This is a genomic window from Rhodococcus sp. WS3 (assembly GCF_003797085.1).
Lineage (GTDB): Bacteria > Actinomycetota > Actinomycetes > Mycobacteriales > Mycobacteriaceae > Rhodococcus_F > Rhodococcus_F globerula.
Window position 1 is genome coordinate 2,856,901 of the sequence record NZ_RKMA01000001.1, and the last position, 26,660, is coordinate 2,883,560.

Annotated in this window: 23 protein-coding genes; 10 read left to right on the top strand and 13 right to left on the bottom strand. The window is 61.3% G+C overall.

From position 1 onward, the window contains the following. Positions 1-3: 3 nt before the first annotated feature. Positions 4-1,845, bottom strand: coding sequence for a glycosyl transferase (locus EEB13_RS12920; protein WP_141485408.1), 1,842 nt, complete (start codon positions 1,843-1,845; stop codon positions 4-6). 353 nt (positions 1,846-2,198) lie between these two features. On the opposite strand from EEB13_RS12920, the gene EEB13_RS12925 reads away from it, so the two are divergent. Continuing rightward, positions 2,199-2,945 (top strand): MspA family porin, encoded by a 747-nt coding sequence (locus EEB13_RS12925; RefSeq protein WP_072782726.1) that lies wholly within the window; start codon positions 2,199-2,201, stop codon positions 2,943-2,945. A 40-nt stretch (positions 2,946-2,985) separates the two neighbouring features. Here the strand turns inward: EEB13_RS12925 and EEB13_RS12930 are convergent, their stop codons facing one another. The 5 genes from EEB13_RS12930 to EEB13_RS12950 all read right to left on the bottom strand — a co-directional run bounded on the left by EEB13_RS12930 (position 2,986) and on the right by EEB13_RS12950 (position 8,570). Further along, positions 2,986-3,603: an ANTAR domain-containing protein gene (locus EEB13_RS12930; RefSeq protein WP_095887651.1), complete on the bottom strand. Its 618-nt coding sequence runs from the start codon at positions 3,601-3,603 to the stop codon at positions 2,986-2,988. 129 nt (positions 3,604-3,732) lie between these two features. After that, positions 3,733-4,341 carry a TetR/AcrR family transcriptional regulator gene (locus EEB13_RS12935; RefSeq protein ID WP_072782704.1) on the bottom strand — a complete coding sequence of 203 codons (609 nt, stop codon included), beginning with the start codon at positions 4,339-4,341 and terminating at the stop codon, positions 3,733-3,735. 101 nt (positions 4,342-4,442) lie between these two features. Continuing rightward, positions 4,443-6,287 (bottom strand): galactan 5-O-arabinofuranosyltransferase, encoded by a 1,845-nt coding sequence (locus EEB13_RS12940; protein WP_141485607.1) that lies wholly within the window; start codon positions 6,285-6,287, stop codon positions 4,443-4,445. Between the two features lie 91 nt (positions 6,288-6,378). Then, the gene (locus EEB13_RS12945) at positions 6,379-7,140 is read right to left on the bottom strand and encodes a decaprenylphospho-beta-D-erythro-pentofuranosid-2-ulose 2-reductase (RefSeq protein ID WP_033235147.1); all 762 of its coding nucleotides are present in this window, start codon (positions 7,138-7,140) and stop codon (positions 6,379-6,381) included. Beyond that, the gene (locus EEB13_RS12950; RefSeq protein ID WP_033235146.1) at positions 7,137-8,570 is read right to left on the bottom strand and encodes an FAD-binding oxidoreductase; all 1,434 of its coding nucleotides are present in this window, start codon (positions 8,568-8,570) and stop codon (positions 7,137-7,139) included. The genes EEB13_RS12945 and EEB13_RS12950 overlap by 4 nt, the downstream gene beginning before the upstream one ends. A 64-nt stretch (positions 8,571-8,634) precedes the next feature. Here EEB13_RS12950 and EEB13_RS12955 point away from each other — a divergent pair, with 64 nt between their 5' ends. From EEB13_RS12955 to EEB13_RS12970, 4 genes are all read left to right on the top strand, one after another. Continuing rightward, positions 8,635-9,108, top strand: a complete 474-nt coding sequence (locus tag EEB13_RS12955) for a GtrA family protein (protein ID WP_187328542.1) — start codon at positions 8,635-8,637, stop codon at positions 9,106-9,108. An 83-nt stretch (positions 9,109-9,191) separates the two neighbouring features. Next, on the top strand, positions 9,192-10,151 hold the full coding sequence (locus EEB13_RS12960) for a PIN domain-containing protein (RefSeq protein ID WP_141485409.1): 960 nt from the start codon (positions 9,192-9,194) through the stop codon (positions 10,149-10,151). 19 nt (positions 10,152-10,170) lie between these two features. After that, entirely contained in the window at positions 10,171-11,127 is a 957-nt protein-coding gene (locus EEB13_RS12965; RefSeq protein WP_045066366.1) for an alpha/beta hydrolase, read from the top strand. 93 nt (positions 11,128-11,220) lie between these two features. Further along, positions 11,221-12,723 (top strand): HNH endonuclease signature motif containing protein, encoded by a 1,503-nt coding sequence (locus tag EEB13_RS12970; RefSeq protein ID WP_239654674.1) that lies wholly within the window; start codon positions 11,221-11,223, stop codon positions 12,721-12,723. 28 nt (positions 12,724-12,751) lie between these two features. Here EEB13_RS12970 and EEB13_RS12975 read toward each other — a convergent pair whose 3' ends face one another. The 3 genes from EEB13_RS12975 to rfbA all read right to left on the bottom strand — a co-directional run bounded on the left by EEB13_RS12975 (position 12,752) and on the right by rfbA (position 15,500). Then, the gene (locus tag EEB13_RS12975; RefSeq protein ID WP_141485410.1) at positions 12,752-13,885 is read right to left on the bottom strand and encodes a S1C family serine protease; all 1,134 of its coding nucleotides are present in this window, start codon (positions 13,883-13,885) and stop codon (positions 12,752-12,754) included. A 156-nt stretch (positions 13,886-14,041) separates the two neighbouring features. After that, a complete protein-coding gene (locus EEB13_RS12980; RefSeq protein ID WP_033235142.1) occupies positions 14,042-14,623 on the bottom strand; it encodes a dTDP-4-dehydrorhamnose 3,5-epimerase family protein in 582 nt (193 codons plus the stop codon). 1 nt (position 14,624) lies between these two features. Next, on the bottom strand, positions 14,625-15,500 hold the full coding sequence (gene rfbA / locus EEB13_RS12985; RefSeq protein WP_033235232.1) for a glucose-1-phosphate thymidylyltransferase RfbA: 876 nt from the start codon (positions 15,498-15,500) through the stop codon (positions 14,625-14,627). A gap of 188 nt (positions 15,501-15,688) precedes the next feature. Here rfbA and rfbB point away from each other — a divergent pair, with 188 nt between their 5' ends. Beyond that, a complete protein-coding gene (gene rfbB, locus EEB13_RS12990; RefSeq protein ID WP_033235231.1) occupies positions 15,689-16,693 on the top strand; it encodes a dTDP-glucose 4,6-dehydratase in 1,005 nt (334 codons plus the stop codon). 22 nt (positions 16,694-16,715) lie between these two features. Here rfbB and EEB13_RS12995 read toward each other — a convergent pair whose 3' ends face one another. Together EEB13_RS12995 and EEB13_RS13000 are read right to left on the bottom strand one after the other, a co-directional pair. Continuing rightward, entirely contained in the window at positions 16,716-17,711 is a 996-nt protein-coding gene (locus EEB13_RS12995) for a YbhN family protein (RefSeq protein ID WP_033235141.1), read from the bottom strand. 100 nt (positions 17,712-17,811) lie between these two features. Continuing rightward, positions 17,812-18,528 (bottom strand): DapH/DapD/GlmU-related protein, encoded by a 717-nt coding sequence (locus EEB13_RS13000; RefSeq protein ID WP_033235140.1) that lies wholly within the window; start codon positions 18,526-18,528, stop codon positions 17,812-17,814. Between the two features lie 110 nt (positions 18,529-18,638). Here EEB13_RS13000 and EEB13_RS13005 point away from each other — a divergent pair, with 110 nt between their 5' ends. Together EEB13_RS13005 and EEB13_RS13010 are read left to right on the top strand one after the other, a co-directional pair. Further along, a complete protein-coding gene (locus EEB13_RS13005; protein WP_045066372.1) occupies positions 18,639-19,739 on the top strand; it encodes a DegT/DnrJ/EryC1/StrS family aminotransferase in 1,101 nt (366 codons plus the stop codon). A gap of 2 nt (positions 19,740-19,741) precedes the next feature. Beyond that, positions 19,742-20,722, top strand: a complete 981-nt coding sequence (locus EEB13_RS13010) for a Gfo/Idh/MocA family protein (protein WP_033235138.1) — start codon at positions 19,742-19,744, stop codon at positions 20,720-20,722. Here EEB13_RS13010 and EEB13_RS13015 read toward each other — a convergent pair. Then, complete coding sequence (locus EEB13_RS13015; RefSeq protein ID WP_141485411.1) at positions 20,677-22,884, bottom strand: hypothetical protein; 2,208 nt, start codon at positions 22,882-22,884, stop codon at positions 20,677-20,679. The two genes, EEB13_RS13010 and EEB13_RS13015, sit on opposite strands and share 46 nt — an antisense overlap. Before the next feature lie 163 nt (positions 22,885-23,047). Between EEB13_RS13015 and EEB13_RS13020 the strand changes: the two genes are divergently transcribed. Together EEB13_RS13020 and EEB13_RS13025 are read left to right on the top strand one after the other, a co-directional pair. Then, positions 23,048-23,857: a glycosyltransferase gene (locus EEB13_RS13020; RefSeq protein WP_045066375.1), complete on the top strand. Its 810-nt coding sequence runs from the start codon at positions 23,048-23,050 to the stop codon at positions 23,855-23,857. Positions 23,858-23,925: 68 nt separating this feature from the next. Then, positions 23,926-25,806 carry a glycosyltransferase gene (locus tag EEB13_RS13025; RefSeq protein ID WP_187328558.1) on the top strand — a complete coding sequence of 627 codons (1,881 nt, stop codon included), beginning with the start codon at positions 23,926-23,928 and terminating at the stop codon, positions 25,804-25,806. A 3-nt stretch (positions 25,807-25,809) separates the two neighbouring features. Here the strand turns inward: EEB13_RS13025 and EEB13_RS13030 are convergent, their stop codons facing one another. Next, entirely contained in the window at positions 25,810-26,637 is an 828-nt protein-coding gene (locus EEB13_RS13030; protein WP_141485412.1) for a TylF/MycF/NovP-related O-methyltransferase, read from the bottom strand. Positions 26,638-26,660 lie beyond the last annotated feature (23 nt).

Here is a 26,660-nt window from a genome sequence, read left to right on the forward strand (position 1 = left end):
GCGCTACTTGTTGGTCGTCTTACCGCTCACGAGGTCACGGACGTCCCACACCCAGACGTCGTCGACCGAGGTGGCGTCGAAGCCCACCAGAGCGTTGACCGTCTGACGCAACGCGTTGTCGTTGCTTGCTTTCGGGAGTACCAGGACGTCGGCACGCCAGAACCGCAGGTCGGTGAGGGCGTCGGCGCGGGTGGTGGCGTCGACAACGGGAATCTGACCGGTCTCGTTGGTCTTGACCAGAAGCGACGACGTGGGGCGGAACTCAGCCCCGTAGATGCCGCCACGGGTAATCGAATGAGGGCCGACGAAGTAGCCGCCGGCGATCGGGAAGCCGAAATCGGCATCGATCTGCCAGCGCATGGCCCGCGCTTCTTCACCGCTGGACACGGGAACCGACACGAGGCTGCCGTCGCTGACGTAGTTCTCCCACGATCCGCTGGTGATGAACTTCGGGGTGTCCGGGCGTTCGACGGTATCGATGCGCGTCGGAATCAGGACAACCACTGCGAGCGCCAGCACCGCCAACCACGCGCCGGGCAATATCAGGCCAGGGCCGCGAGAATTGCCGCCGCGGGGATTACGAAGCTCCACCAGTGCGCGATACGTACCCAATGTCAGCAGCAACCCGATGGCGGGAATTGCACCCATGGCAAAGCGTGACTCCAGGACCGACTCGAACAGCGGCAAGTGGGCCAGGAACTTCCAGGGCAACGTGATGCCGGTGTGATCGCCCTTGTAGACAAGCTCGGACCCCAGTGACAGCACGCCCATCACGACGATGACGGCCGCAGCGGCGCGAGTGAGCTTCATCTTCCACAGCCATACCGTCGCGAAGAAGATCAGAATGACGATCGGCCAACCGAAGTACGAGTTCTCCTCGGTGGGGTTCATGCGGTACTCGGCGCCGGTCTTGTCGCCGCCCACCGATTCGGTGGGGAGGGTGGTGAACGCGCCGAAGTCGGCTCCCGCCTGGCCGTGGCCGACGCCGTCGTAGCTTGCGGGGCCGAAGAACTGTGAGTAGAGCGGTATCGCAGTGATGAGGATGGACACGATTGCGCCGACGGCCAAGCCGGGCAGGCTGCGCTTGATAGCAGCCCGCGCTCTCGGAAGATCCGAGAGTGCGTACACCGCGCCGAACACCATCGCGGACATGGTGAAGATGAGGAGTGGTTCTTCGCCGAGGAAGATCTGCCACGCCATGAGCAGGCCAAGGACGACGCCGTCCCTGACCACATTGGTTCCACGTGAAACGCGGATAACCTGCATGAAGATGAACGGAATGACAAAGAAGGCCACAAAATTCGGGTGACCGTTTGCGTGCGAGATCATGGCAGGGGCAAATCCGCAGAACCCGCCACCAATTGCGGCCGCACACTTCACCCGAACGGAAACGCCCGTCAGCACATGCCGAGAAAATGTCCAGTACCAGGCGATCGCGGTACCGGCCAGGCCTAAGGTCAGCCCGATCGCATAAGTCGGCGTCGGCCCGAAAAGCAAGGTGAGCGGCGCCAGCGGCATGCTGATGCCGAACATCGCGGTATTGGCCATCAGGTTCACACCGAGCGGATAATTCAGCAGGTCGCTGTACAACGGTGTGCGGAACTGAGAGAGCGCATGCGCGGTGTCGGCGAAGAACCATTCCCACATCGACTGGTCGCGGCCCGCGTTGACCAGATAACCGGACTCCAGGTTGCGCCAGAGATTCGACATCACCCAGAACGCGGCCAGGACAAAGAGCACCATGATCGCGAGATCGACCATCCGGCCTCGGCTGATAACTGAACGGACCCGCCCTGGTGTCGCCTCGACCAGCTGTTGTTGAGGTTCGGGCAGAGTCTCGGTCATGCAGTCGGCGCCTTTCGGATGAAACCAATCTCGGTGGTTGCCTCGGTGGTTGTCTCGGCGGTTCCTCGGTGGTTACGAGGTACCCGCTGAAGGTATCGATTCGATAACTTATCCCGCCAGCGTAACGAACGATGGCCTGGAGACCAGCCTGCAGCTGCGCGAGCAGGCCGTATTCGGGGCAGTTCAGGCCCGCTCGTGCCTCATTCGAGATAACCGGTCGGTCGAGTTTGGCGGCTTTGTGACATGGGTACCTCGGAGGTGTCCTGCTCGAATTCGTGTACCCCGAATTCGTTCACACAGCCCCGACGGATCGCGTTCTCGACAAAGCGGGAACCCATCGGGGTCACAACCTGATGGGATGGTGCTTGTGCATGACGAACACACGGGTTTGCGGCGGCGCAGGGGGTAAACGCGCAGCGAGTAGGAACAAGGCTCGTAACGGGGCTCGCATCGGGGCTGTCGGGGCAGTGGCCGCCCTTGCCGTCGCGTTCGGCAGCACCAACGCGTCGGCAGGAGTCGACAACGCGAGTTCGATCACGGACGTCAAGGGAAACCGCATAGAAGTCCTGCAGATGGACACAGCCATCCACACAGTCCCGCCGCTCGACAGTTCGCCACTGAGCGTCGAGTTCTTCCACGACGGCGTTGCGTCGGTGCGCATCGACGGCCCAGACGCGGACAGTTTCACCGGAACCCAACTGACGATCGGCTACCAAATCGGCTACCCGATCGCGTTGACCGGTGCCACGGTTGTCCTCAACAGCCCCGGACTCGACTGGGGCGTGGAGAGCGGAACCAACCTCGGAATCGGGTTCATTCCCGAACCGGCTCTGGGACTCGACATCTCGAATGCATTTGTACTCGGTGGAGACATCATCCCGTCACAGGAACTTGACGTGGATTTGGCGCCGGGTGGAATTACCGACGTGGAGTTGCTCGAAGATCAGACATTCGACGGCCGCGAAGCGACGGTGCGGATGCAAGGAATCCACGGATACGTGCAGGGTGCCATCGGTCCGGTCACCATCCGGCCGTACGCAAAGGCCGTGACATCCAATGGGGACACGGTCGTCACATACGGAGCGCCGCAGAGACTTTGACTTTAAAGGGCAGAGGCTTTGATCGTTACGACTCTCACCGTCACGCTGCAACAGTGTGACGGTGAGAGTTGTTGGGAGCCTGCGTATTCGACCGGTATTCGGTAGGGATCGACCGGCGGTGAGTGCGGGAGGCGCGGACGGCCTTCATTGCGAGTGCCACCGCCGCCCACGCCGTGCATGCCGCCGTCACAAGAAGTAACAGCGCCCAGTCGTGGGCAAAGAATCCCACAATCGCAGCGATGGTGAACGCCAGCGACACAAAGACGATGCGACCGGCAAGATCTGTCGAGAGCAGGTAATCGACAGCAGGTTCGTCGGCTGGGTGACTTTCTACCTCGGCGTCGTCGGTGTCGTGCGCGTGCAGTGTTTCCCGGGTGGGGAGATCCAGAAGTGCACCCCACTGCGCCGCAGCGACGGTATGCGGCAGATCCTTCGGAAGGCTCTCAGGTTCACGTGTCTGCGACACGTCGATAAGAGCCCGCGCCAAAGTGAGCACCGCGATCCGATGCTCTGTCGCAACACGGAGCAGCTCGTGAAATGCCTGCTCGGGGCCGTACGGCTTACCTCGCGCAATGACAAGAGTGTGCTCTGCTGCGTCCAGGATCGCGCGATGTGGAACCAATTCGTGACTCTGCGCAACGAGTTCGCTCAATGTCATCACCTGCCCCGCCACGATGGGTGCGCAGTTGTCATGTCAACCGCGTCGTGAAGCAGTCGAATACCCCGGTGGTGGCGAGGACAAACTCGACCCCTGTCTGACTAGGGGTCTAACTGGGGCCGGGTGTGATCAGGGTTGGGGTGCCGGCGCGTTCAACGCACCGAGGCAACTCTCGATCAGATCGGCCACGATGAGCTTGGCTTGTGCAGGGCTGTGAACTCGTCCTTCCCAGGTAGCAAATGTCACGATGGCCAAAATGCTGAGTGTGCCCGCGCGAAGATCCGCGATATCGGCCGGCAACTCCGACGCCGACGCAATGCGCTGCTGAACGTCGCGAAAGGTCGCTGCCTGCAGGTGGTCCCGGATGACCGTCGACATTCCCGGATCGAAGATGGACTGCACCAGAAAGCGCGCGTACAAACTGTGCTCACGTTCGATCGTCTGCTCGGCCAACGGCAGCACCGACGCCTCCACGAGTTGGCGCATGGTCGGCGGTTGCTGTGCGACGTCGATCGCGTTGAGGAGATCGTGTCGGCGCTCCGCAGCCGGCTTCATGCGTGACTCGATCACCGCGGACAGCAAGCCTTCGCGTGAACCGAAGTGGTACTGCGCTGCCGACTTGTTTGCCTGCCCAGCCTCGATCTGGACGTCGCGCAAGGTCAGTGCTGCTAAACCGCGCTCCGCCACCAATCGCTCGGCCGCATCGATCATGGCCGTGCGGGCATCGGTTTTTGTCACGTTATGAAGTTAGGGGTGCGGAGGGGGCGCGTCAACGACCGTCACCGGCAAGCCGACTGTGAAGAATATCCCGTTTGTTTACTGTTATCGGGGGTACCGCGTCAGTTGCGGGTGACAACCACGAACGGTCCCTGCTCGGTGATCGTGAAGCGAGGATCGTCGAACAGCTCCTTGGGGAAGGTGACCGTGTACCGGCGGACATTGGGATCGTTGGGGTAGACGTCCTCGGCCAGGCGCAGGGTGTATCCGTCGGCGCCCTGGCGGAAGACAAATGCGTCGGGACTGCGCCACGGTGCGGCATCCAATGCGGCAATCAACTCGTCGGGTGTCTCGAGTTCCGACCACTGCTCGATCAGCTCCGCGCGGGCCCGGAAGTCTGCCAACGGATTTGCGTAGTGCGACGTCAATCCTTGGAAACCGAAGTACGGGTAGAAGCTCAGGAAGCCGATATCGGCTGTCAGGACCACCAGATCGTGGGGCTCGCGGCCCAATTGTTCGCGGATGATGCGGTCGATGTCCGCGTAATTCGCTTCGGCTCCCGGCGGGCGCTTGTCTCCGCGCTCGCCGTTTCCGTCGGTATCGCTGTATGCCACAGCGATATCCGGTGCCAGCACCTGCGGGATGTTCTGCGCAAAGGAAATCGCGCCGATGACGCCGAGAGCAACGAGTACTGCTTTGACCCGCGGATTCTCGCTGGTGGCCAACACGATCCAGCCGGCGAACTCGAAGAAGCCGAACACACCTGCCGCGGCGAGGAGCCCGATCAGAACCGGCTCGAGCCGGAATCCGAGAAGAGTGCTGCCGGCAACCGTGAACATCATCGACAACAGGGCCCACAGGTACACGGCGATCACGCCGATACCCAGCGCCCGTGCCCTGCGTGAGAACAGGAACCGGGAAATCAGCCAGATCGTGCCCAACATGCACAGCGCGCCGACGAGTGAGAAGTGCAGCATCGGGAAGGGGAGTACCGCGCCGGAATCCGGGAGGTAATGCATAGCGGTGCCCGACTCGGCGGGAGCGCCCGAGAGCGCTTCGAGCAGGTAGGGAGCCCAGACAGTCAGAGCGACCACGCCGGCGATGACGGCGATGACGATCAGTCGGATCAGTGGTCCGAGTGCGGCTTTCCAGGTGTTCTGGGCGCGGGCTGCGAGAACCGCCGCGACGATACCCATCAGTGTTACCGCAAACGCGGCAAATCCGAGGTACAGCGTGTAGACGGTCGCTGCGTATCCGAGGAACAAGCCGGTGCCGAGAACTGCTCCCGCTCCGGCAAACCGGGACGAACCCGGGCGATCGAGGGCGCCCCAAGCGAGGATGAGCACCGGCGGGATCAGGAGGTTGACGACGGCGCCGTACGCCTCAGGGGAGTTGTACGCCAACACAACCGCGGTAACGGCCAACGCCGCGACTACCGCCCAGTCGCGTCGAATGAGCTTGGTCCACAACACGAGTGCAATCACGGCGACAACGGCGATCGAGCCGATCGCATAGGGCTTGAAGGCTTCCCAGCCGTCCATGCCCAGCAGATTTGCGACGCGTCCACCGACCCAGAACCAGCCGGCCGGGTAGAACGGCGGGAGATCCACATACGTCATGTCTTGCAGCGCAGCGGAATCCGTGAGCCGAGTCAGGTATTCGGTGCGGAATTGTTGATCGACCGAAACCCCGTGCAGATACAGCGTGGTTGCGGCGAGAGGGAGTCCGAGCGTCGTGGTGACGAAGCCCGAAAGCCCCGCCCACGAGAGGAGCTTTGCAGTTCGCTGCGCTTTGCGGGCGCGGAACATCAGCACGGCGACGCCGATCACGGCGATACAGACAACCTGCAAGACCGTCGTGACGGCTTGAGTGACATTCGACGACGTGAACGCCGGCCAGTCGACTTGGCTGAACGCGAACAGTCCGACAGCGGCGACGACGACCGCTACCAGTGCCGCGAGCACCATTTCCACCACCGTCGCCGCGGCATTACGCCACGGCGACGGGGAGGCAGTTGTCAGAGCTGGTTCAGCTGTTGTCTGTGACACGAAAAAGAGCTTAGACGGGCAGCTTCCGGAAGATAGGTCGCGGCACGTGGCGCAGAGCCATCATCACGAAGCGGAACGGGCCCGGGGCCCAGACAATTTCCTTGCCCTTGTCCGACGCTGCAACAGCAAGCCGCGCGACGTCTTCCTTGTTGACGGTCAGGGGTGCTTCCTTGACGTGGGCGCTGAACTTGGTGCGCACCATGCCCGGTCGAACCACCGTTACGCTCGGGCCGAACTCCGCCAAAGCCTCGCCGAGGCCCAGATAGAAGCCATCGAGACCGGCCTTGGTGGAGCCGTAGACGAAGTTGGCGCGCTTCACGCGCTCACCGGCAACCGACGACATCGCAATGATCTTGCCGAAGCCCTGAGCCTTCATCTTCTCGCCGATCAGCACACCGACGGAGACTGCCGCGGTGTAGTTGACGTTTGCGACCAGGACAGCCTTGCGCTGGTTCTGCCACAGCTCCTCGGCGTCACCGTCCAAACCGAACGCAACGATCGCGACATCTACGTCGCCGCCGGCCCATGCCTTGTCGATGACGTCGGGGTGGCTGTCGAACTTCACAGCGTCGAAGTCGACGACCTCAACCTTGGTGGCGCCCTTGGCTTCGAGTCCCTTGACCGCGGCATCGGTGCCGGGATCGCCGGGCAGCGTCGCCAGAATGATGCGCAGCGGCGACTTCTTCAAGTACTCCTCGCACATCGCGAGGCCGATCTCGGACGTTCCACCGAGAAGCAAAACAGTTTGCGGGTTACCTACAGCGTTGATCACAGTTCCAGCCTTCTGGACATATCGGAGGCGAAAACGCCTGTGGGGTCGTACTTTCGGCGCGTCGCCATCCACTCGTCGATGCGCGGGTACATGGAATGGAAGGTCTCTGCGGACGTCCGCGAATCCTTGGCCGTGTACAGGCGTCCGCCGAATTCGAGGACTCGCTTGTCGAGTTCGGTGACAAATTCGTTGAGGCCCGGCTTGATGCGGAAATCGACGCAGATGTTCCAACCCGGGATCGGGAAGCTCAGAGGAGCCTGATTGCCCTCGCCGAACAGCTTGAACACATTCAGGAACGAGTGATGACCGCTGCGCTGAATATCGACGATGATCTTCTTGAACTCCTCGACAGCCTCCGGCGGAACCACGAACTGGTACTGCAGGAATCCGTTGGATCCGTAGGCGCGGTTCCACTCACCGAACATGTCGAGCGGGTGATAGAACTGCGTCAGATTCTGGACCTTGCCGCGGTACGTTCCCGACTTGCGGAACCACACCTCACCGATCGCCGAGAAGTTGAACTTGTTGGCGAGCCCGTTGGGGAAGATGTCGGGGAACGTCAGCAACTGCGGCGCGTCGAATGCAAGCGGGTTCTTCTGCAGCTTGGCCGGAAGCTGGTCGAGCTTGGCCAAGGAGCCCCGCGAGATTGCCGCACGACCGAGCTTCGGCGGCGCAGCGATTGCGTCGAACCAGGCGCTCGAGTACTCGTAGTTGGCCTCACTGCCGTCGCTGTGCAGTGCGATTGTCTCGTCGAGGCTGTTGGTGACATCGCCGTCGGCGATGAAATATGCCGTCTCGGTCGGCGTCATCTTGATGGTGGCCCGCAGGATGATGCCCGTCAGGCCCATACCGCCGATCGTGGCCCAGAACAGCGCAGCCTTGGGATCGTTGCGCCCGCCCTTGGGGGTGAGGGTGCGAACCTTGCCGTCAGCCGTCAGCAGATCCAACGACACGACGTGGTTGCCGAAGCTACCCGCGCTGTGGTGGTTCTTGCCGTGAATATCGGAACCGATGGCGCCGCCGATCGTGACCTGGCGCGTACCTGGCAGCACGGGAACCCACAGGCCGAACGGCAGAGCAGCCTTCATCAGCTGATCCAGGTTCACCCCGGCGTCGACGTCCACCAAAGCGGTGTCACGATCGATGCGATGAATACGGTTGAGCGCATTCATGTCGATGACCAAGCCGCCTGCGTTCTGCGCCGGATCACCGTACGAACGGCCGAGACCGCGCGCGATGACACCGCGTCGCAAATGCGACGGCTTGGACTCGTTCTTCTCCGCAACCTGGGCAACCGCACTTGCGATCACTTCCACGTCGGGGGTGGACAACACCTGTGCGGTGGTGGCGGCGGTGCGTCCCCAACCGGTGAGGGTGCGGGCTTGGGTGTGGAGAGCCTGCTTGGGCGTCTCTTCTGCTGTCGTGGACATCAACGTAGAGGTTACCTGGGAGTAGAGCCGGACGACTTGGGCTGGAGTCGTTACGCTCGTCGTCGTGCCCGAAACGCCTGCGAACCACCAGCACGAACCCCACGTCCCTCTGCCGGTGGAGATTCCCGTCACGACGGACCTCGCCGATGACGCTCTCGACCTGAAAACGCAGATCGTCCGGTTTGTTGCGACGGGCGGGTTGTCGGCGATCGTGGACTACGGGCTGTATGCGCTGCTCCACGCGTTGGGGCTGTCGTACACCGCAGCAAAAGCTCTGAGCTTCGTTGCCGGTACCACCACGGCGTATCTGATCAATCGCCGGTGGACGTTCAAGGCCGAGCCGTCGCGCGCCCGGTTTATCGCTTTTGTCGTGCTGTACGCGGTGACCTTTGCCGTTCAGGTCGGGCTCAACGCAGTGATGTTGCATGTGCTCGCCGACGAATGGTGGCGCATGCCTCTGGCGTTTGTCATCGCGCAGGGCACCGCAACGGTCATCAACTTCATCGTCCAGCGAGCTGTGATCTTCAATATCAAGTAAGAGTTGCAGCAATTAAGGGCTGTGTGAATTAAGGGCCGCGTGAATTGGCGCATTCGTCCCGTTCTTGAGGGAGAATGCAGGTCATGATCATCGTCCTCGACTCCTCCGCCTTGGTCCGCGGCGCACGGTTCGACAATTCCGTCGCCGACGCCAAAGCTCGCGGACTCCGCGTTGTGGTCCCGCGCCTCGTTGCCCTCGACGTCGCAAATCGCTACCGCAAGGAATCCGCGGACATGATCGCCGCTCTCAGCGTGCAAGCGCGGATGTACGACCGACTCGGTCTACGCCGGGACCTCACCCGATTCATCGACGCCGCCCACGACAAAGCGGACAGCTATGTGCAAGATCTGGTCGACGATCTGCAGGGAATCGGCATAGAGGTCATCGACCCTGTCGACGTGCCGCACCTACTTATGGCCGAACGCGCGATAGCGATGCAACGGCCGTACGTCGACAAGAAAAAGCGTGACGGCTACCCCGCGACACTGAACTGGTTGACCCTGCTCGATCTGGCCGATCGGAATCCCGGCACCGAAATACTGTGGGTCAGCGATGACACACGGGCGTTCGGTGACACGCAGGAAGCGTCGTGGCATCCGGATCTACTGCGCGAACTCGACTCACGTTGGTTGGACAGCCGCGTCCGATGGGCGCTGGAATTCCCCGTCTTCGACGGGCCGGCGCAGGTTGAGGCGACGTTTGTTGAGGAGCGGGTTGTCTTGCCGGAGCTTGTCGAAGTGCCCGAGCCTGTTGAAGTGCCCGAGCCTGTCGAGGTGGCTGAGGTTGTGGTGCGCGAGGTTGTGGAAGTCGCTGAGTCGGTTGGATATGCCGCGCCGGCTGCTCCTGTTCCTGCTGCGCCGGTGGCACCCGCTCCTAAACCGGTACAACGTGCAGCCCGCACCCGCGTTGCACCCCAGCGCATTCCGCCCGCACCCAAGCCGACGTCCGGTGGACTACGCAACCTCGGGAAAGTGATCGGTGGGCGGAAGCGAAAAGTCACTATCGTCGAAGATCTTGACGAAGTCGACCTCGCCGGAAACTGACCGCCCTTAATCTAGGCGGATGTCCCTGTCTCCGATAATCACTCGCCGAACCGGCACGCGGTTCGGCAGCCCGAGTACCTCGTCGCGGATTCTGTACAACGTGTGTCGCGCGATGGTGCGTCCGGTTGTCGGAGTGGCGCCGTTGACATACGGCGCAATTCGGCGCGCAGCGGTATTGGACTCCGCAGCACGGATGCGAATTCCGTCGGGAATCGATCGAGAGATGATTCGTTTTCCTGATTCCGGCGGGGGATCGGGCTTCGACGGAGAACTGGTGCGCACAGCCGGTTCTACGGCCGATATTCGCGACGGAGCGGTTTTGTACCTGCACGGGGGCGGTTTCATGTGTTGCGGCCTCAACACACATCGTCCAGTGGTTGCGAGCATTGCCAAGCGGACGGGGCTGCCTGTATTGCATCTTGCGTACCGGCAGTTGCCGTACACGAGCATCAGTGGATCGGTTGATGATTGCCTGAGTGCGTATCACTGGCTTCTCGCGCAGGGCGGATTACCGGAAAAGACTGTCTTCGCCGGTGATTCGGCGGGCGGATTTCTGGTGTTTGCCACAGCGTTGGCGGCGGCTGCCACTGATCTTGCGCCTGCAGGGTTGGTTGGGTTGTCGCCATTCCTCGACCTGGACTGCACCGCAAAATCTGCACACGCCAATGCTCGACGCGATGTCATCGCCCCGGTTTCTGCTTTGACAGCAATCGGTTCGTTGGGCGGCGTAATGCCGTCGCCGGTCGACGGAGACCTTGCAGGGCTTCCGCCGTCGCTGCTGATAGCAGCGGAATCCGAAGTGCTCAGAGTGGACGCGGAACTGATGGCGCAACGACTTTCGATAGCCGGTGTCGAATGTTCACTGCAAATCTGGGACGGGCAGATTCACGCTTTCCCAGCGGTGTGGCCGAGTCTGCCCGAAAGCCGTGCAGCTCTCCGTGACGTCGCAACGTTTATTCGGGCGCGCATCGCCTGAGTCTTGACGGTGTTCATCTGACGCTCGTCTTGCTGGAGTTTCTTGTCGGACCCTCGGAATAGGGTGTGGTGCAAGTTCGAACCGGGGGGTTCAGTGAGCGATATTGCACCAGATGACGGGGGTCATCGCCAGTTGGTCGATGTGTTGTCGTGCGCTGCCGAAGAATTGGTGCAGTGCTCGTCTGCGGCGTTGACCGACGACGGAATCATCTCTGCATTGCGAGATCTCGAGCGAACAGTTCGGCTGATCGATGCTGTTGGTTATCAACTCGTGGCCGAAGGAATGGAACGTAGCCTGCACGTGGGACAGGGGCTTCGGTCGCCGAATCAACTGCTCGTGCAGGTTCTCCGTATTTCTGCGTCGGACGCGTCACGGCGTGTGCGGGCGGCACGGTCTGTGGTGCAACAAGTTTCGGCCTTCGGGGAGCAGACTCCCGCGGTGCTCCCCGAAACCGCTGATGCAGCACGTGACGGGGATATCGGCCGTGATCACATATCGGCGATCGCGGATGTCATGCACAAAGCGCCTGCGGCACTTGATTTCGAAGACCGACAAAGCCTCGAAATGGTGCTCGCCGAATACGCGCGCACGGGCACTCCGGAAGGAGTGACGGCTGCCGGCATCGAGGCATTGGCTTGGCTCAACCCAGACGGTGAACTAACCGATGACAGGGATCGGCGACGTCGGCGGTACCTCAGTGTGCGCAGACAGGACGCAGATCTGATGGCACGGATCTCCGGTGAGCTCGATCCGGTTGCAAAGGCACAACTTGATGTTGTGCTGGCCAAATGGGCGAGACCAGGGATGAACAACCCGGATGATCCGGAATCACCTGGCGGGGACTGCTCTGAGGTGGGCGAGTCGGCAATTGCGGCAGCAGCGTCACGTGACACACGTACCGCCGGTCAGCGAAACCACGACGCATTTTCAGCGCTGTTGAAATGTGTCCTCGACGGAGGTGTGATGGGCAACCATCGCGGCCTTCCCGCGACAGTCATCGTCACCATGACATTGGAGCAGTTGGAGGAATCGATCGGTGGCGTGGCAACCACGGCAACCGGCGGTATTCTGCCGATTCGGGACGCGCTCGCGATGTCCGAGAAATCCCATCCGGTGTTGGTTCTCTTCGATCATGACGGCCGCCCGCTGCATTTCGGTCGTGGGAAGCGCCTCGCGACTGTTGATCAGCGCCTGGCACTTATTGCAGCTGACCGGGGATGTACGCGGCCCGATTGCGACGCACCACCCTCGCGGTGCGCTGTCCACCACATGACCGAATGGAATGATGACGGGCTCACCGATATCGAAAACCTCACACTCGTCTGCGACAGCTGCCACGGTCTCGTCAAAAAGGGCTCGCAGGGCTGGATCACCAACGCGCGGAACGAGAACGACGGGTACACCGGAAGAACGGAGTGGACACCGCCGGCGCATATCGATCCGGAACGGCGGCCTCGAGTGAACTCCCGGCACCATCCACGAGAATTGCTGGAACGAGCGCATTCGATCATTGCGTGGCGCAAGAAACTACATCGAGGAGACCCGAATCGGCAGAGACGGTCTTCGAGAGAGGATCAAGATCCTGAGCCGAATTGAAGAGCTTGATACAGGTCAACGTGGCAGTTCAACGCGGCGGTCCCTCGTCGAGGACGAGGGAATCTGACCGCTGTTGGCCTTGCGCGTCGAACCAGATCAGGTCGACCGTATCGCCAGGGTGACGCATGCTCATCGCGATATTCAGGTCGGACGTCGAGGCGATGGGAGCTCCCCCGAAATTCGTGATCACGTCACCTTCGGTCAACCCGGCAAGCTCTGCTGGCGAATCGAAGCTCACTGCAACCACTTCCGCACCAGGCGGGGAGCCCACGTGATCTTTGACTGCTACGCCGAGCACCGGCGTGGGGCCTACACGTACCGTCTCCGAGGAGCGACCACTGAGTATTTGGTCGACAATCGGAAGCGCCGTGTCGATCGGGATCGCGTAAGACTGCGGGGCGGGTGAGACTTCCGTTCGATCTTCGATGGCGATGGCATTGCCGGCGCTACTGACTCCGATCAATTCGGCAGCAGCGTTCACAAGTGGTCCGCCGGAATCGCCGGGCCGGATGTCGGCATTTACCTCGATGAGGCCCTTCAGCTGATTTCGTGAGCCATCCGTCGAATTGCGAGTGTTGACTGTGACCCCGAAACCGGTGATAGTGCCGAGCGCAGGAAGTGGAACTCCTTCTCCATCGGCATTTCCGATGGCGGTAACGGGATCGCCTCGCGCGGCTGTCTGTGAGCTTCCCACGGTGGCAACTGGAAGGTCGGACGCTCCGACGAGCCGGAGTACTGCGAGGTCTTGGCCGCTGTCGTAACCGAGTACTTCTACGTCGTAGATCAGTCCATTGGACATGTTCACGGCCGTGATTTCGGTGCCACCGCTGATCACGTGATGGTTGGTCAAGACCACCCCGTCCGGAGACAGGACAATACCTGTTCCTGCCGTGGTGGTGAACCTGGCGGACGAAGTGATGGTGACAATGCTGGAGACGACCCGCGCGACCAGTTCCTGTGGCGTCAGCGAAATCGCAGGCGGCGGCGGGGTGGTGGTGATGACCGTGACGGGTGACTGGGCGTTCGGTTGCAGTGAGTTCGGTATTAGTGAGCTCGGTGTCAGCGGCGGCGCGGCCAGCGTGAGACCACCGAGTCCCAGGACGAGCAGTACGGCGATCCACAGGCCCCGTTTGGTGCCGCGGCTACCACTGTCTTCGCTCATCCGTGGACCCATGTCGTCGGTGTACCCATGTCGCCTGTGTACCCATGCCCGTCGGTTACCAGTACCGGTGTATCTATTTTGGTGCAGATTACCGATTCGGCGGTGGTGCGGTCACAAAACGGGGCACTAGAACCTGGGCGCCTAGAACCTGGGCCCCTAGAACCTGGGCAAGAGTCCTTGTGTGCGAAGTGCCTCGAGTGATGGTGCGGCACTATCTTTTGCAGACAGTTCGTAGGCCAGGGGGTGACCTGCCCGGTCGGTTGTTGGCCAGGCGATGTTCAGTTCCGGATCGAAAGGGTCGAGGTCGCGGTCGAATTGCGGGGAGTATTCGATGCTGCAGAGATACATGACAGTCGATCCGTCCTCGAGGGACAGAATGGCGTGCCCCAGGCCTTCGGACAGGTAGACCGCTTTGCGGTCGATGTCGTCGATCAGGACGGAATCCCATTCGCCGAATGTCGGGGATCCGACGCGCAGGTCGACGATCACGTCGAGGAACGCCCCTTTGACGCAAGTGACGTACTTGGCTTGCCCGGGAGGTGTGTCGGTGAAGTGGATTCCGCGCAGACTGCCCGCTGCAGAAACCGAGCAATTAGCTTGCGCCAGTTCGAGGTTGCGGCCTGTTGCGGCCGTGAATGCTGAGCTCTTGAACCATTCGAGGAAAACGCCGCGGTTGTCTCCGAACTGTCGGGGAGTGATTTCCCAAGCTCCGGAAATTTTCAGTTCGCGGATGTCCATGTCACCATTCCTTGCCGTGTTCGAGTAGGGCGAGGAGGTAATCGCCGTAGCCAGATTTACCCAATGTTTCTGCTTGGGAGCGCATTTGGTCGGAGGTGATGAATCCCTGCCTCCAGGCAACTTCTTCGGGTGAACCGATTTTGAGGCCCTGACGATGCTCGATTGTCCGCACGTAGTTGGCGGCTTCGAGAAGGGAGTTCGAGGTGCCGGTGTCGAGCCAGGCGGTTCCACGGGGGAGGATATCGACTTGTAGACGACCCGCGTCGAGGTAGTGGCGATTGACGTCGGATATCTCGAATTCGCCTCGGTCGGAGGGCTTCAGGTCTCGCGCGATGTCCACAACGTCGCTGTCGTAGAAATACAGTCCGGGTATGGCGTAGTTCGATTTCGGGGATTCCGGCTTTTCCTCGATGGAGATCGCGCGTCCGGCGTCGTCGAACTCGATGACCCCGTAGGCAGTGGGATCGGAGACCCAGTAGGCGAAGATCGCCCCTCCGTCGATGTCGGAGAATCGCTTCAACTGGGTGCCCAGACCCGGACCGTAGAAGATGTTGTCGCCCAAGACAAGTGCAACAGATTCGCTCCCGATGTGTTCGGCGCCAAGGACGAATGCTGTTGCGAGTCCGTTCGGTTCGTGCTGGATCGCGTAGGTCAGATTGACCCCGAATTGGGAACCGTCACCGAGTAGGCGCCTGAATTGTTCGGAGTCGTGCGGCGTGGTGATGATGAGAATGTCGCGAATGTTCGCCAACATCAGGGTGGAAAGCGGGTAGTAGATCATCGGCTTGTCGTAGATCGGCAGCATCTGCTTGCTCACTCCGAGAGTGATCGGGTGCAGGCGAGAGCCTGTGCCGCCGGCCAGAATGATTCCACGCATACGTGCAGTGTCCTGCACGTGCGCATATCGAAGCAAACGCATCGGGAACCGATGGGCAAACGGATCGGGCACCGATGGGCAAACGGATCGGGCACTGATGGGCAAAGCGGTCAGATCCGACGAGCAAACCGGTCAGGCGCCGACGGGCGGTAAGGTTCGAAGGGTTCGGCAAGCTTGAGGAGATGAACGTGCGACTGCTGGTCACCGGGGGTGCCGGGTTTATCGGCGCCAATTTTGTTCACCAGACGGTGACTTCGCGTCCAGGCGTCGAGGTTACGGTTCTCGATGCTCTCACCTATGCCGGTAATCGGAGCTCACTTGCCGAGGTGGAGGATCGTATCCACTTCATTCACGGTGACGTCGCCGATCAGGGCTTGGTGGACGAGTTGGTATCGCGATCCGATGCGGTGGTGCATTTTGCGGCGGAGAGCCACAACGACAATTCGTTGAGTGATCCGGAACCGTTTATCCGAACCAACGTGATGGGCACGTTCTCGCTGCTGCAGGCTGTTCGGGCGCATGAGGTTCGGTATCACCACATCTCGACGGACGAGGTGTACGGCGATCTTGAACTGGATGACCCGACGCGATTCACCGAGTCGACGCCGTACAACCCTTCGAGTCCGTATTCGGCGTCAAAGGCGTCGAGCGATCTGATTGTGCGGGCATGGGTGCGTTCGTTCGGGATCGAGGCAACGATCTCCAATTGCTCCAACAATTACGGCCCGTTTCAGCATGTCGAGAAGTTCATCCCGCGCCAGATCACAAATCTGATCGACGGTGTGCGTCCCCGGTTGTACGGGGAAGGTCGCAACGTTCGCGATTGGATTCACGTCGACGATCACAATCGTGCGGTCTGGGACATCCTGGAACGAGGCAAGTCGGGCGAAACGTACCTGATTGGCGCGGATGGTGAAACGGATAACCGGACGGTGATTGCAGCCCTGCTCGAGATTTTCGGGCGCAAACCAGACGAATTCGACTTTGTCACTGACCGTCCAGGGCACGACATGCGGTACGCGATCGATCCGACGCGAATTCAACGGGAACTGGGATGGCAGCCGTTATATCGCAATTTCCGCAGTGGATTGGAAGCCACCGTGGAGTGGTATCGCGACAACGAACAGTGGTGGCGTCCACAGAAGGCTGTCACCGAGGCAGGCTATTCAGCTTCGGAAGCTGTCGTGGACTGAGCGGCTTACTGGACTTGTCAGCTCAGGCTTTGCTGGGAGCGGGTACCCGGGAACGCTCGTGCACGAGAGCGTTGCGCAGGACCCGCGATCCCGAGAGCGCAGCCACGACGCCGGCAAAGACTTCGCAGAGGGTGAAGAGCAGCCTCGACGCCAGCGCGAGGCCGAGCGCGACGCCCGCATCCATGAACGGCGAAAGCGCCGCGACGATGACGGCTTCGCGGACACCGATTCCGGACGGGACGACAAATACCAGGACACCCGCGCACATACCGAGGGCGAGAGCCCCGATGCATTGGACGAGCCCACGAATTTCGAATCCCGCCGAGCTGGACGCGAGCAGCCACAGTTGGATGCCGTAGAGCACCCAACTAGCTGCGCACCAGCCCAGCGCGAGGGCTATTTTGTGCATTGTGAGCGGTTTGTGCAGGGGTGCGCGGCGGAGCAATTTCAGCGCGAGGTTCACCAAACGGGTGAGGACGGGTGGGTACGCGCAGACCAATGCGATCGGTACCAGGATGATCACGCCGACCGCTGCTACCGTGCTGACCTCGAACAGAGCAGGTAGACCGAAGAGTCCCACGACCAACGCCGAAGTTGTACTCAACCCGACCGTGACCAGCACTGCGACAAAGCCTGCGGCCCGGGACACGCCGGCGCGCCTCACGAGTTCCGTTTGCAGCACAAATGCCCACACACTGCCGGGAAGGTACTTGCCGAGTTGGCCGACCAGATAAGCGCGGGCAGCGTCGAACGCCGGGATCGGTTGTTCCAGGGCACCGAGTGCGTGTTGCCAGGATCGCACTGCGGCGCCCATGCCGAGGAAGATGAACAGCGACGACGCAGCGAGCGTCCACCAGTTCAGTTCGGTGATCGTGCTTTTGACGGCGGCCCATTGGGACTTCACCGCAAAAATGATTGCAATGACGATCGCGACGGTGACCAGAACTTTGAATCCGTTGACGAGCAGTCCGCGCAGAGTGTTCGGCTTCGCGGCTGGCTCGACATCGTCGACCGGCATTTCGGGTTTGGGATGTTCGGATTCGGGGGGTGTACTCACGCGCCTGAAACTTCCCACCCGTTCGTCATTTGCCTGACGATACCAACCAGGGTTCTCCCAGCTACACAACGAGTGGTTTGTCGGCCCGTTCGCGCCACCAGGTGAAGGCGTCGCGCAGAGAATCCGGGAAGGCGGCTAAACCGTCGAAGCTTCCGGCGGCGTAGATCGCCGCAACTGCCTCGATAGCTTCTTCGGAGATGCCCGAACGGCTCATACCGATCCGGTTGACGCCGTGCAGTGACACCGGATTGCCGAAGGCCTTGGCAAACGGAGGAACGTCTTTGACCACCACGGTTCCCATGCCGATCATGGATCCGGATCCGATGACGCGTCGCTGGTGAGCGACGGTATGCATCCCCAGATTGACGCCGTCTCCGACGCTGACATGCCCGGCGAGCGTAGTCCCGGACGACACGACACACCGGTCACCGACCTGAACGTCGTGTTCGATGCCGACACGGTTCATCACGAAGCAATCGTCACCGATTTCGGTGCGTCGTTCGCTGCCCTGGTGGACGGTGGTCAGTTCACGGATTGTGGTTCGGGCGCCGATGCGGATTCCGAGGCCCGCGCTGTCGGACCACGAGGTGGGATGGTGTGCGCCGAGGATCTCCGGTGGTGCTCCCAGCACGGCTCCCGCCCCGATCCAGCAGTCGTCGCCGATGTCGAGTGGACCGGTCAGGACTGCGTTCGGTCCGATCGTTACACCGGTCCCGATCAGTACTTCGGCGCCGACCAGGGCGGTGGGATGGATATGGCAGTCAGGTCGTGAAGACATGCGTGTTCCGGAATCCTCTCGAAGTATCGAATTGCGTTTCGATACGCTTCGTTGGTTGTCGGAGTATTTCGTTCCGACGACAGTCGGATGAATCTATCGGAGGTAACTCAGTGATCGCGATATCCAGTATCTCGTTCGGGGAAGAAGTCGAGCGCGAGGTGCTGGACACTCTGCGATCGGGGATCGTCGCGCAGGGCCCCAAGGTCAAGCGGCTCGAGGACGAGTTCGCGGCTTTGGTCGGTACTCGTCATGCGGTGGCGGTGAACAATGGCACCACGGCGCTGATCGCGGCACTTCAGGTTCAGGATCTGCAGCCCGGTGACGAGGTTCTGACCACACCGTTCACATTTGTTGCCACGTTGAATGCGATTCTCGAGGCCGGTGCGACGGCCAGGTTCGCCGACATTTCCGAGTCCGATTTCAATCTGGACCCCGCTGCCGCTGCAGCCCGAATCGGCGATCGTACGAAGGTGCTGATGCCAGTCCACCTGTACGGCCAGTCGGCTGACATGGGGGCGTTGATGCCGTTGGCCACGACGCATGGCCTGACCGTCGTCGAGGATGCCGCTCAAGCTCACGGTGCGACCTTCGAGGGACGCGGCGCCGGCAGTTTCGGGTTGGGCTGCTTCTCGTTTTACGCGACGAAGAACCTCACGACCGCCGAAGGCGGAATGATCACCACTGACGACGACGCGACAGCCGACCGACTTCGTGTCCTGCGTAACCAGGGTATGCGGGCTCGCTACCAGTACGAGATGGTCGGCCAGAACTACCGGATGACCGATCTACAGGCAAGCTTGGCGCTGCCGCAGATGGCGACGTACATGCAGCAGGTCGAGGCGCGTCGACGCAATGCGGAAGCGTTACGAGTCGGTTTGAAAGATGTCGACGGGCTGATCCTGCCGGCTGAGCTGTCCGGCCGCGGACATGTCTGGCACCAGTTCACCTTGTTGTTGGCCGAGGACGCACCGATTTCTCGCGACGAATTGAGCGAGCGTCTCGCAGCGAAGGACATCGGCAGCGGGATCTACTACCCCAAGGCTGTGTACGACTACGAGTGCTACCGCGAACATCCCCGTGTGGTGATCGAGGACACGCCGGTTGCGACGTCGGTGGCGTCGCGGTGCTTGAGTATTCCGGTCCACGCGGCATTGTCCGCCGGAGATGTCGATCAGATCGTTGCCGCAGTGCGCGGCGCTATGGAGGCCTGAAAATGACCACGAGCAAGCCCCGTATTGCCCTTGTCGGCTCCGGTCAGATGGGTTCGCTGCATGCGCGTGTCATCGCGCAGTCGGCTTTGTGCGAGTTGGAGTTGTTGATCGAGCCGCGCGAGGAACAGGGCAAAGCTGTTGCGGAGCGGTTCGATACGCGCTGGGCTGCGGATTTCGACACACTCGACGGTATCGACGCTGTGGTGATCGCCGCAGCCACACCGGCCCACTACGAGTTGGCCGGACGGGTTCTCGATCTGGGTAAGCCTGTTCTGGTGGAGAAGCCGTTGGCCGCGACATACGAGCAGAGCGTCGACTTGGTCGATCGTTCACGCGCGTCCGGTGTTCCGCTGATGTGCGGTCTCCTCGAACGCTTCAATCCAGCTGTTCGCACTGCACGCGAGTTCTCCGGCGATGTGTGGCAGGTTAACGGTATTCGTCACTCTCCGTTCGTTTCTCGCATTCCGACGGGCGTCGCGACAGACTTGTTGATTCACGACATCGACTTGGCTATCGGATTTGCCGGTTCGGAGCCGAGTTTGGCTAAAGGCGAGTTCGGATACTTCCATCCGACTTCCGTGCAGAACCGGTCGGAAGATTGCGCCGACGCTGTGCTGCGTTTCGATTCGGGTGCGGTGGCGACTATTTCGGCCAGCCGAATCAGCCAGCGCAAGATCCGTCAACTGTCATTGCTCGAGGCTGATCGACTCATCGAGATCGATCTGCTTCGTCGCGACATCACGATCTACCGTCACATCGACGACAACATGCCCACCGATCGGGACGGCTACCAGCAGCAGACGGTCATCGAGATTCCGACGATCCGTTACAGCGAGGAGCCGCTGGCCGCGCAGTTGACGCATTTCCTAGGGTTGGTGCAGGGAACGGGTGATGCGGACGGTGAGCGGGCGTCAATTCTGCCCGCTCACCGTGCGGTTCACGAAGTCACGGAATCTGCGCTCGCTGCGACGCTTTCTTCCTGATTGCGCCGCGTTCGGAACGCCCAGGCGCCTTGAGACAAGGCGACCAGTAGTCCGACGCCGGCGATGCCCCATCCGAATGTGCTTCCAGGCGGGGCGAATTCGATGGTGAGTGTCGATCCGGCGTCGGCGCTCGGCGGTAGATCGACTTGCAACAAGCCGCCGGGGCTGGCCTTCGTTTCCACTGACTGGCCGTCTACGGTTGCGGTCCAGCCGGGCCAGGCGAGCAGGGCGAAGGTGACCGTGCCTGATCCGGTGTACTCGACGGTTTCCCGGGTGTCCGTTGCGGCGGCGTCGCCCTGAACATCGAGTCCCGGTGTGGTTGCGGAGACACGACCGTCCGGCCACTGGTGATCGGTGGTGCGGCGGCCGACCGTGACGACGCGATCGGGCGAGACGGTCCAGTCGCTCTCGGGAAGGGCGTCGAGTGCGTTTTTTCCACCGTACGGTCCGGAATTCTGAACGACGACGGTATCGATGCGCATCGCGTCGAGCCAGGACACGCCGGTGCCCGGTGACTCGGCGAGTAGTCGATCGACTGCGTCGGGGCACTGGACGCCGCCGTAGTAGTTCAGGCACAGGGCTTGAACGAAGTCGTTGTAGCTGATTCCCGCGTAGCTGTTTACGGCGTCGACGCCCGCAGGCTGCCAGGCATTTCCGAACAGCAAATCGCCCCACTGTCCGGTTTGGTTGTCGAGCGGAATGTTGACGGGATCGGCGATGGCGAAAGTTGTTCCTTGGTATCGGTCTTCGAATTTCGATTCCAGGAACGCGATCTGCCGCGGGAACTTCCACGGTGTGACGTTGTAGTTTCCGGTGAACCAGAAGTTTGTCTGGGCACTGAGCACTACGACGATTCCGGCCGCGAGTGCACCTGCCAGGTAGCGGGGCTTCCGGTAGGCCACGATCAGAGCGACGGCCGTCAGAACCACGGTGATGAGCAGCGATGCGAAGTGAATGCCGATGTCTTCGGGGACATTCGACCAGGCGAGATAGAACTGGAGCGCCAACAATCCTGCGGTGATGATCGATCGCGCGCGGATTCGATCACGCTGCAAGCCTGCGGACAGAGCAACCGCCGTGACAACGATGGCGGGCAGTTGGCCGTATTCGAGAAGTCTTGCCGGCCAACGGAACAGCCACAGATTCGACGGGCCGAGAAGCAGCACCACGTAGATTCCGCCGAAGACGAAGAGCGAAACACTGTGACGCCCCAGCGCCTTGAGCGAACTCCATCGAATCCAGGGAGCAAGCGGGATCAGGAACCAAGCCAGGTAGACCAGGGGAATCGTCATGGCAGGTGATGCAAATGCCGTGACGTACGGCTGGTTGGAAGGTCCTGAAACGTTGATCAGATCACCGAGATCGGGGCGTAGCGAGCCGTCGTTCGCGATGCCGGACTGCGTGCGCACGGATACGCCGGTGGTGAACAGAAGTGGCAGGTACACGATCAGCGACAGCATGATGATCGCCGTGGCACTGATGAGAAGTGACCGGATACTGCCTGCCCGTTTGATCGCGATGCATTCCGCGATGACGGCGATATAGACGACAGCGACGCCAACCGCTCCGTACGGGTTGCCGGTGGTCATGGCGAGATAGCCGAATGCGATCGGTACCAGCGGATTCACGCGCCCGAGTGCACTGGCACGCGTCGACCACCACACGTGCGGGATCCACGCGAAGGCGATCAGTCCGGATGCCCAACTGGAAGCGTCGAAGTAGAGCGTGTAACCGGCGAATGGCATGGCAAATCCGGCGATGAATGCCATCGACCGGTTTGCGCCGTACTGCCGAGCCACGAGGTAGACACCGACGGCAAGTATGGCCATGAATTGCATTTTGACGAGCGTGATCCCGATGCCGAGGTTCGGAATGAGCGCGATGGCAACCGAATCCAGAAGGATCACGGGATTGTATGTCCCGTAAAGGGCTTCGGCGGTGACGTTTCCACCGGCCCACAATTCGGGAATGAGGGTCGGCCACGAACCGGACAGAATTCGTTCGCCGATCGTGTGCCATCCCGGCGTGAAAGCTGCTGCACTGTCGTCCCAGTAGTAGAACCAGCGATTGGAAATCAGTGGGATTGCCGCGACGATCGAAACCAGAGCGGCGAGCAGAATCGGCGGCACTACGCGTTGAGCAAGCGGCAAGTCAGATTTCACGATGTGCTTTCGTCGTCGAGTCGATGGCTGTACTTCGGAGCCCGGGGCGTGCCCTATCCCTCAGAGCCCTGTTTCTCAGTGCCCTGTTTCTCGGAGCCCATTTCCTTGGAGCGTAGTATTCCGACGAGTTCGAACTGCAGTCGGGGAAGAAGGAGATCGGCACGTGGCGACATCGCGGACGGAACCCGTTCGTGGGGAATCAGCTACGCCGGAGCTTTCGGTGGTCATCCCCGCATACAACTCAGGAGAGGTACTGGAGTCGACGGTGCGACAGTTCGCCGAGTACTTCAGCGCCAACCCTGCCAAGAGCACCAGCCCAGTCGAGATCATCGTCGTGGAGAACGGTTCCACGGATAACACTGCGGACGTGTGTGCCGCGTTGTCGGCTGCCTGGTCCTGGCCGGCCGTGACTTTCCGTCCCATGACCAGTGACAAAGGCATGGGTGCGGCACTGCGCGCGGGAATCATCGCGTCACGGGGAGAGCGGGTGTTGCTCACCGCGGACGATCTGCCGTTCGGTTTCGGCGACATCGAAGGCGCGAACCGTGTGATGGCTGATTTGGGGTCTGTTCCTCCTGTCGTCATCGGTTCGAAGGCCCACGCGGAATCCGAGGTGCAGCGTGGCCTGTTGAGAGCGATCATGACCGGTGGATTTGCCACCCTTCGGCGAGCCATACTGGGTACCCGGACGGGTGATCCGCAGGGAACGTTCATCGTCGACGGCACCTTGGTGCGCCAGATCGCGCCGGCTTTGGCCGAGCGAGGTTTTCTGTTTACGACGGAACTGGACTACGCGCTGGAATTGGCGGGCGTGCGCCCTGTGGAGGTTCCGATTCGTCTCAGTGACGATCACCTCGCGCATGCAAGCCGGATTTCGCCCAAGGACGTCATTCAAATGGCAAACGGATTGTTGTCGCTTCGCCGGCGGAAGAAGGAGCTGGCCGCGGTGGCCGGCCCGGGGTACCGCGGGTAGAACCAGCGTGGCCTGGTGCTTGCCGCGGGGGTGAGCGGGTTCGCGATACCCTGCGAGGTGTGGATACCGTGAAAGTGACCGATGGCCAGTCCGACACCGGGCAGTCCGACAGCGGGGTCGAGTTGATCGAACATCGTGCGAGCTCGGATCGCCTGGTAGCGCAGCGCACGTTGTTCACCGGAACCTCTCCCGTCGCCAGTGACGAGTTGTACGCCGTAACCAAGGTCGGCATGTCGACACGATCTCGGTTCGAACTGCGACTTCAGCCCGGAGCTGTTGCGCACACCAATACTTTCTTCGGTCGATTTCCGGCCAGCTACTGGCAGCGGTGGACGGCTGTCACCGAGGTCACCGTCACCGCGCGCGTCGTAGCCGAGACGGCCTGCCGCGTTCAAATTCAGGCGTCCGACATCGGTGGTCACCGTCGTATCGTGACCAATGTCGTTGTTACCGGAACCGAGCAGATTTCCATGACTGCGCCGCTCGACACTTTTGTCGACGGCGGCGCGCTGTGGTTGCAGTTCGAAGCGCAGGGCGGCGGCGCAGTTGTCGACGACGTCGAATGGTCCGTCGTTTCACCGAAGCTGATCCGGCCGGTAGCGGTAGCGATCTGCACGTTCAACCGCGCCGACGACTGTGCGCGCACCGTCGAGGCTCTTGCGTCCGACGAACGCGTGTTGGGGTTGCTCGACGCGTTGTACGTCGTCGATCAGGGCACCGATCCGGTGGAGAGTCGTGAGCTTTTCCAGGAAGTGTCGAAGAAGTTCGGATCGCGCCTGCAGTACCTGCGGCAGGCGAACCTGGGCGGTGCCGGCGGTTTCACGCGAGGACTGTACGAGGCTTCGGAGGCCGGACCGCACTCCGACGTGATCTTGATGGACGACGACATTCTGTGTGAACCGGAATCGGTCCTTCGACTGAGTGCGTTTGCGAACATGACAACGGAACCGGCCTTGATCGGCGCTCAGATGCTTTTCCTGTTCAATCCCGACTACTTGTTGGCTTCGGGTGAACGCGTCGATCTGGGCACCCTTCAGCGCGGTGTGCCGACCGACGAGCACGGGGTCCGTAACCGGAGCGTGCTCGAGAAGCTGCCGGAACGCCGAGTGGACGCCGAATACAACGGTTGGTGGACGTGCCTGATCCCCGCTGAAGCCATCGAACGCATCGGGCTGCCCCTCCCGGTGTTCTTCCAGTGGGACGACGTCGAGTACAGCCTGCGCGCCGGACGGGCCGGAATCCCCACCATCACGTTGCCGTCGGCCGCGGTCTGGCATGCGGACTTCTACTGGAAGGACGTCGACGGTTTTGCCCACTACTTCAGTACTCGCAACGGTCTGATCACCGCGGCACTCGATCCAGGGTTTGCGCCGAAGACACTGGCCAAGCAACTGGCGCGAGACATTTCGCATTCGATAGTCGGTTTGCAGTACGGCCTTGCGCACACACAAATCCGGGCGATCGAGGGATTCCTCGAAGGCCCGGCGGGCCTGGCCGACGGTGGGCAGACGGCGTTGGCGACGATCAACCAGGAGCGAAAGCGGTTCCCGGAGACGGTGACTCGTCCGGCGTCTGAGTTGCCGGGAAGGCTGCCGATTCGCCGCGTTGCGCCCAGTCCCAAGACCGGCCTGTGGACCGATCTTGTTCTTGCGAAACGCGCTGTGATGCAGGCTCGCAACCAGCTCGAGCGGGGTCCGGTGGCGATCTCCTACGAGGACGCGCAGTGGTGGCACGTCGGACGCTTCGATCATGTCTTCGTGACCGACGCTTCGCAGGGTGGCGTGCGTGAACGCCGCTTCGACAGTGAGACGGCTGCCGAGATGAGTGGTCGCCTTGCCGGCGTGATCAAGCGATTCCTGGCCGAATCGCCAAGTGTTGCTGAGGCATTCGCCCGGGAGTTCCCGCAGCTCACCAGCCGCGAGAACTGGGCTCGCCTGTACGAGAAGTGACTCTCACCTGATTATCTTGGCTATCACCTGTTCGTTGTCGAAGGTGTAACCGACGTACTCGAAGGAGATGCCGGTGCGTGTGACGTATTCCGTCCACGCCCGGTATTCGTGGTTCTGCCACCCGGGGTAGTTGAAGAATTCGTCGAACACGATGATCGATCCTGGGACAAGGCGGTCTCCGAGGAGATCGAGCACCGTTTTGGTCGACGAGTAGAGGTCGGCGTCGACGTGCAGGAACGCCACAGTTTCACGTTCCTGGTCGAGGAATGTCGGTAACGTTTCCTCGAAAAGCCCTGGAACAAGTTGTGCCCCAGGTACTTCGGGGAGAGATTCCTGAGCGAACTCACCGGCCGGAAATCCGGTTCGCCATGTTTCCGGTAGCCCGGAGAACACGTCGAAGCCGGCAACGATGCCATCACGTTCGTGAAATTCGTCGGCGATGATCTTCAAGGTCATTCCGGATGCGACGCCGAATTCGAGTGCCATTCCTGGAATCTCGACCAAATTCAGAGCGTGTCGCAGTGTGTCGTGAGGATGACCGAACGTCTGCGCCACCCGCATGTGTTCCAGGATGAACGACGCGCTCGACGCGGTTGCTTTCAGATCGACTGCGTAGGCAAGGTCGCGGCGTTGGCGGAATTCCAGTTCGTCGATTCTGCTCCGAAGGCCCGCGATATCTTCGCGGGCCCCGGCCAGTTCGTCGTGCGAGCGCGTTAGTTCGTCGAGAATCTGCCGTGTGCGCTCGGCATTATGGCGGTCGGCGTTCTCGATCACCTCGGATACCGCACGCTGAAGCTTGGTCCTGGCGCTGGAACGGAACTGCTCGAACATGGCAACCTCTCGTCGGGATCACT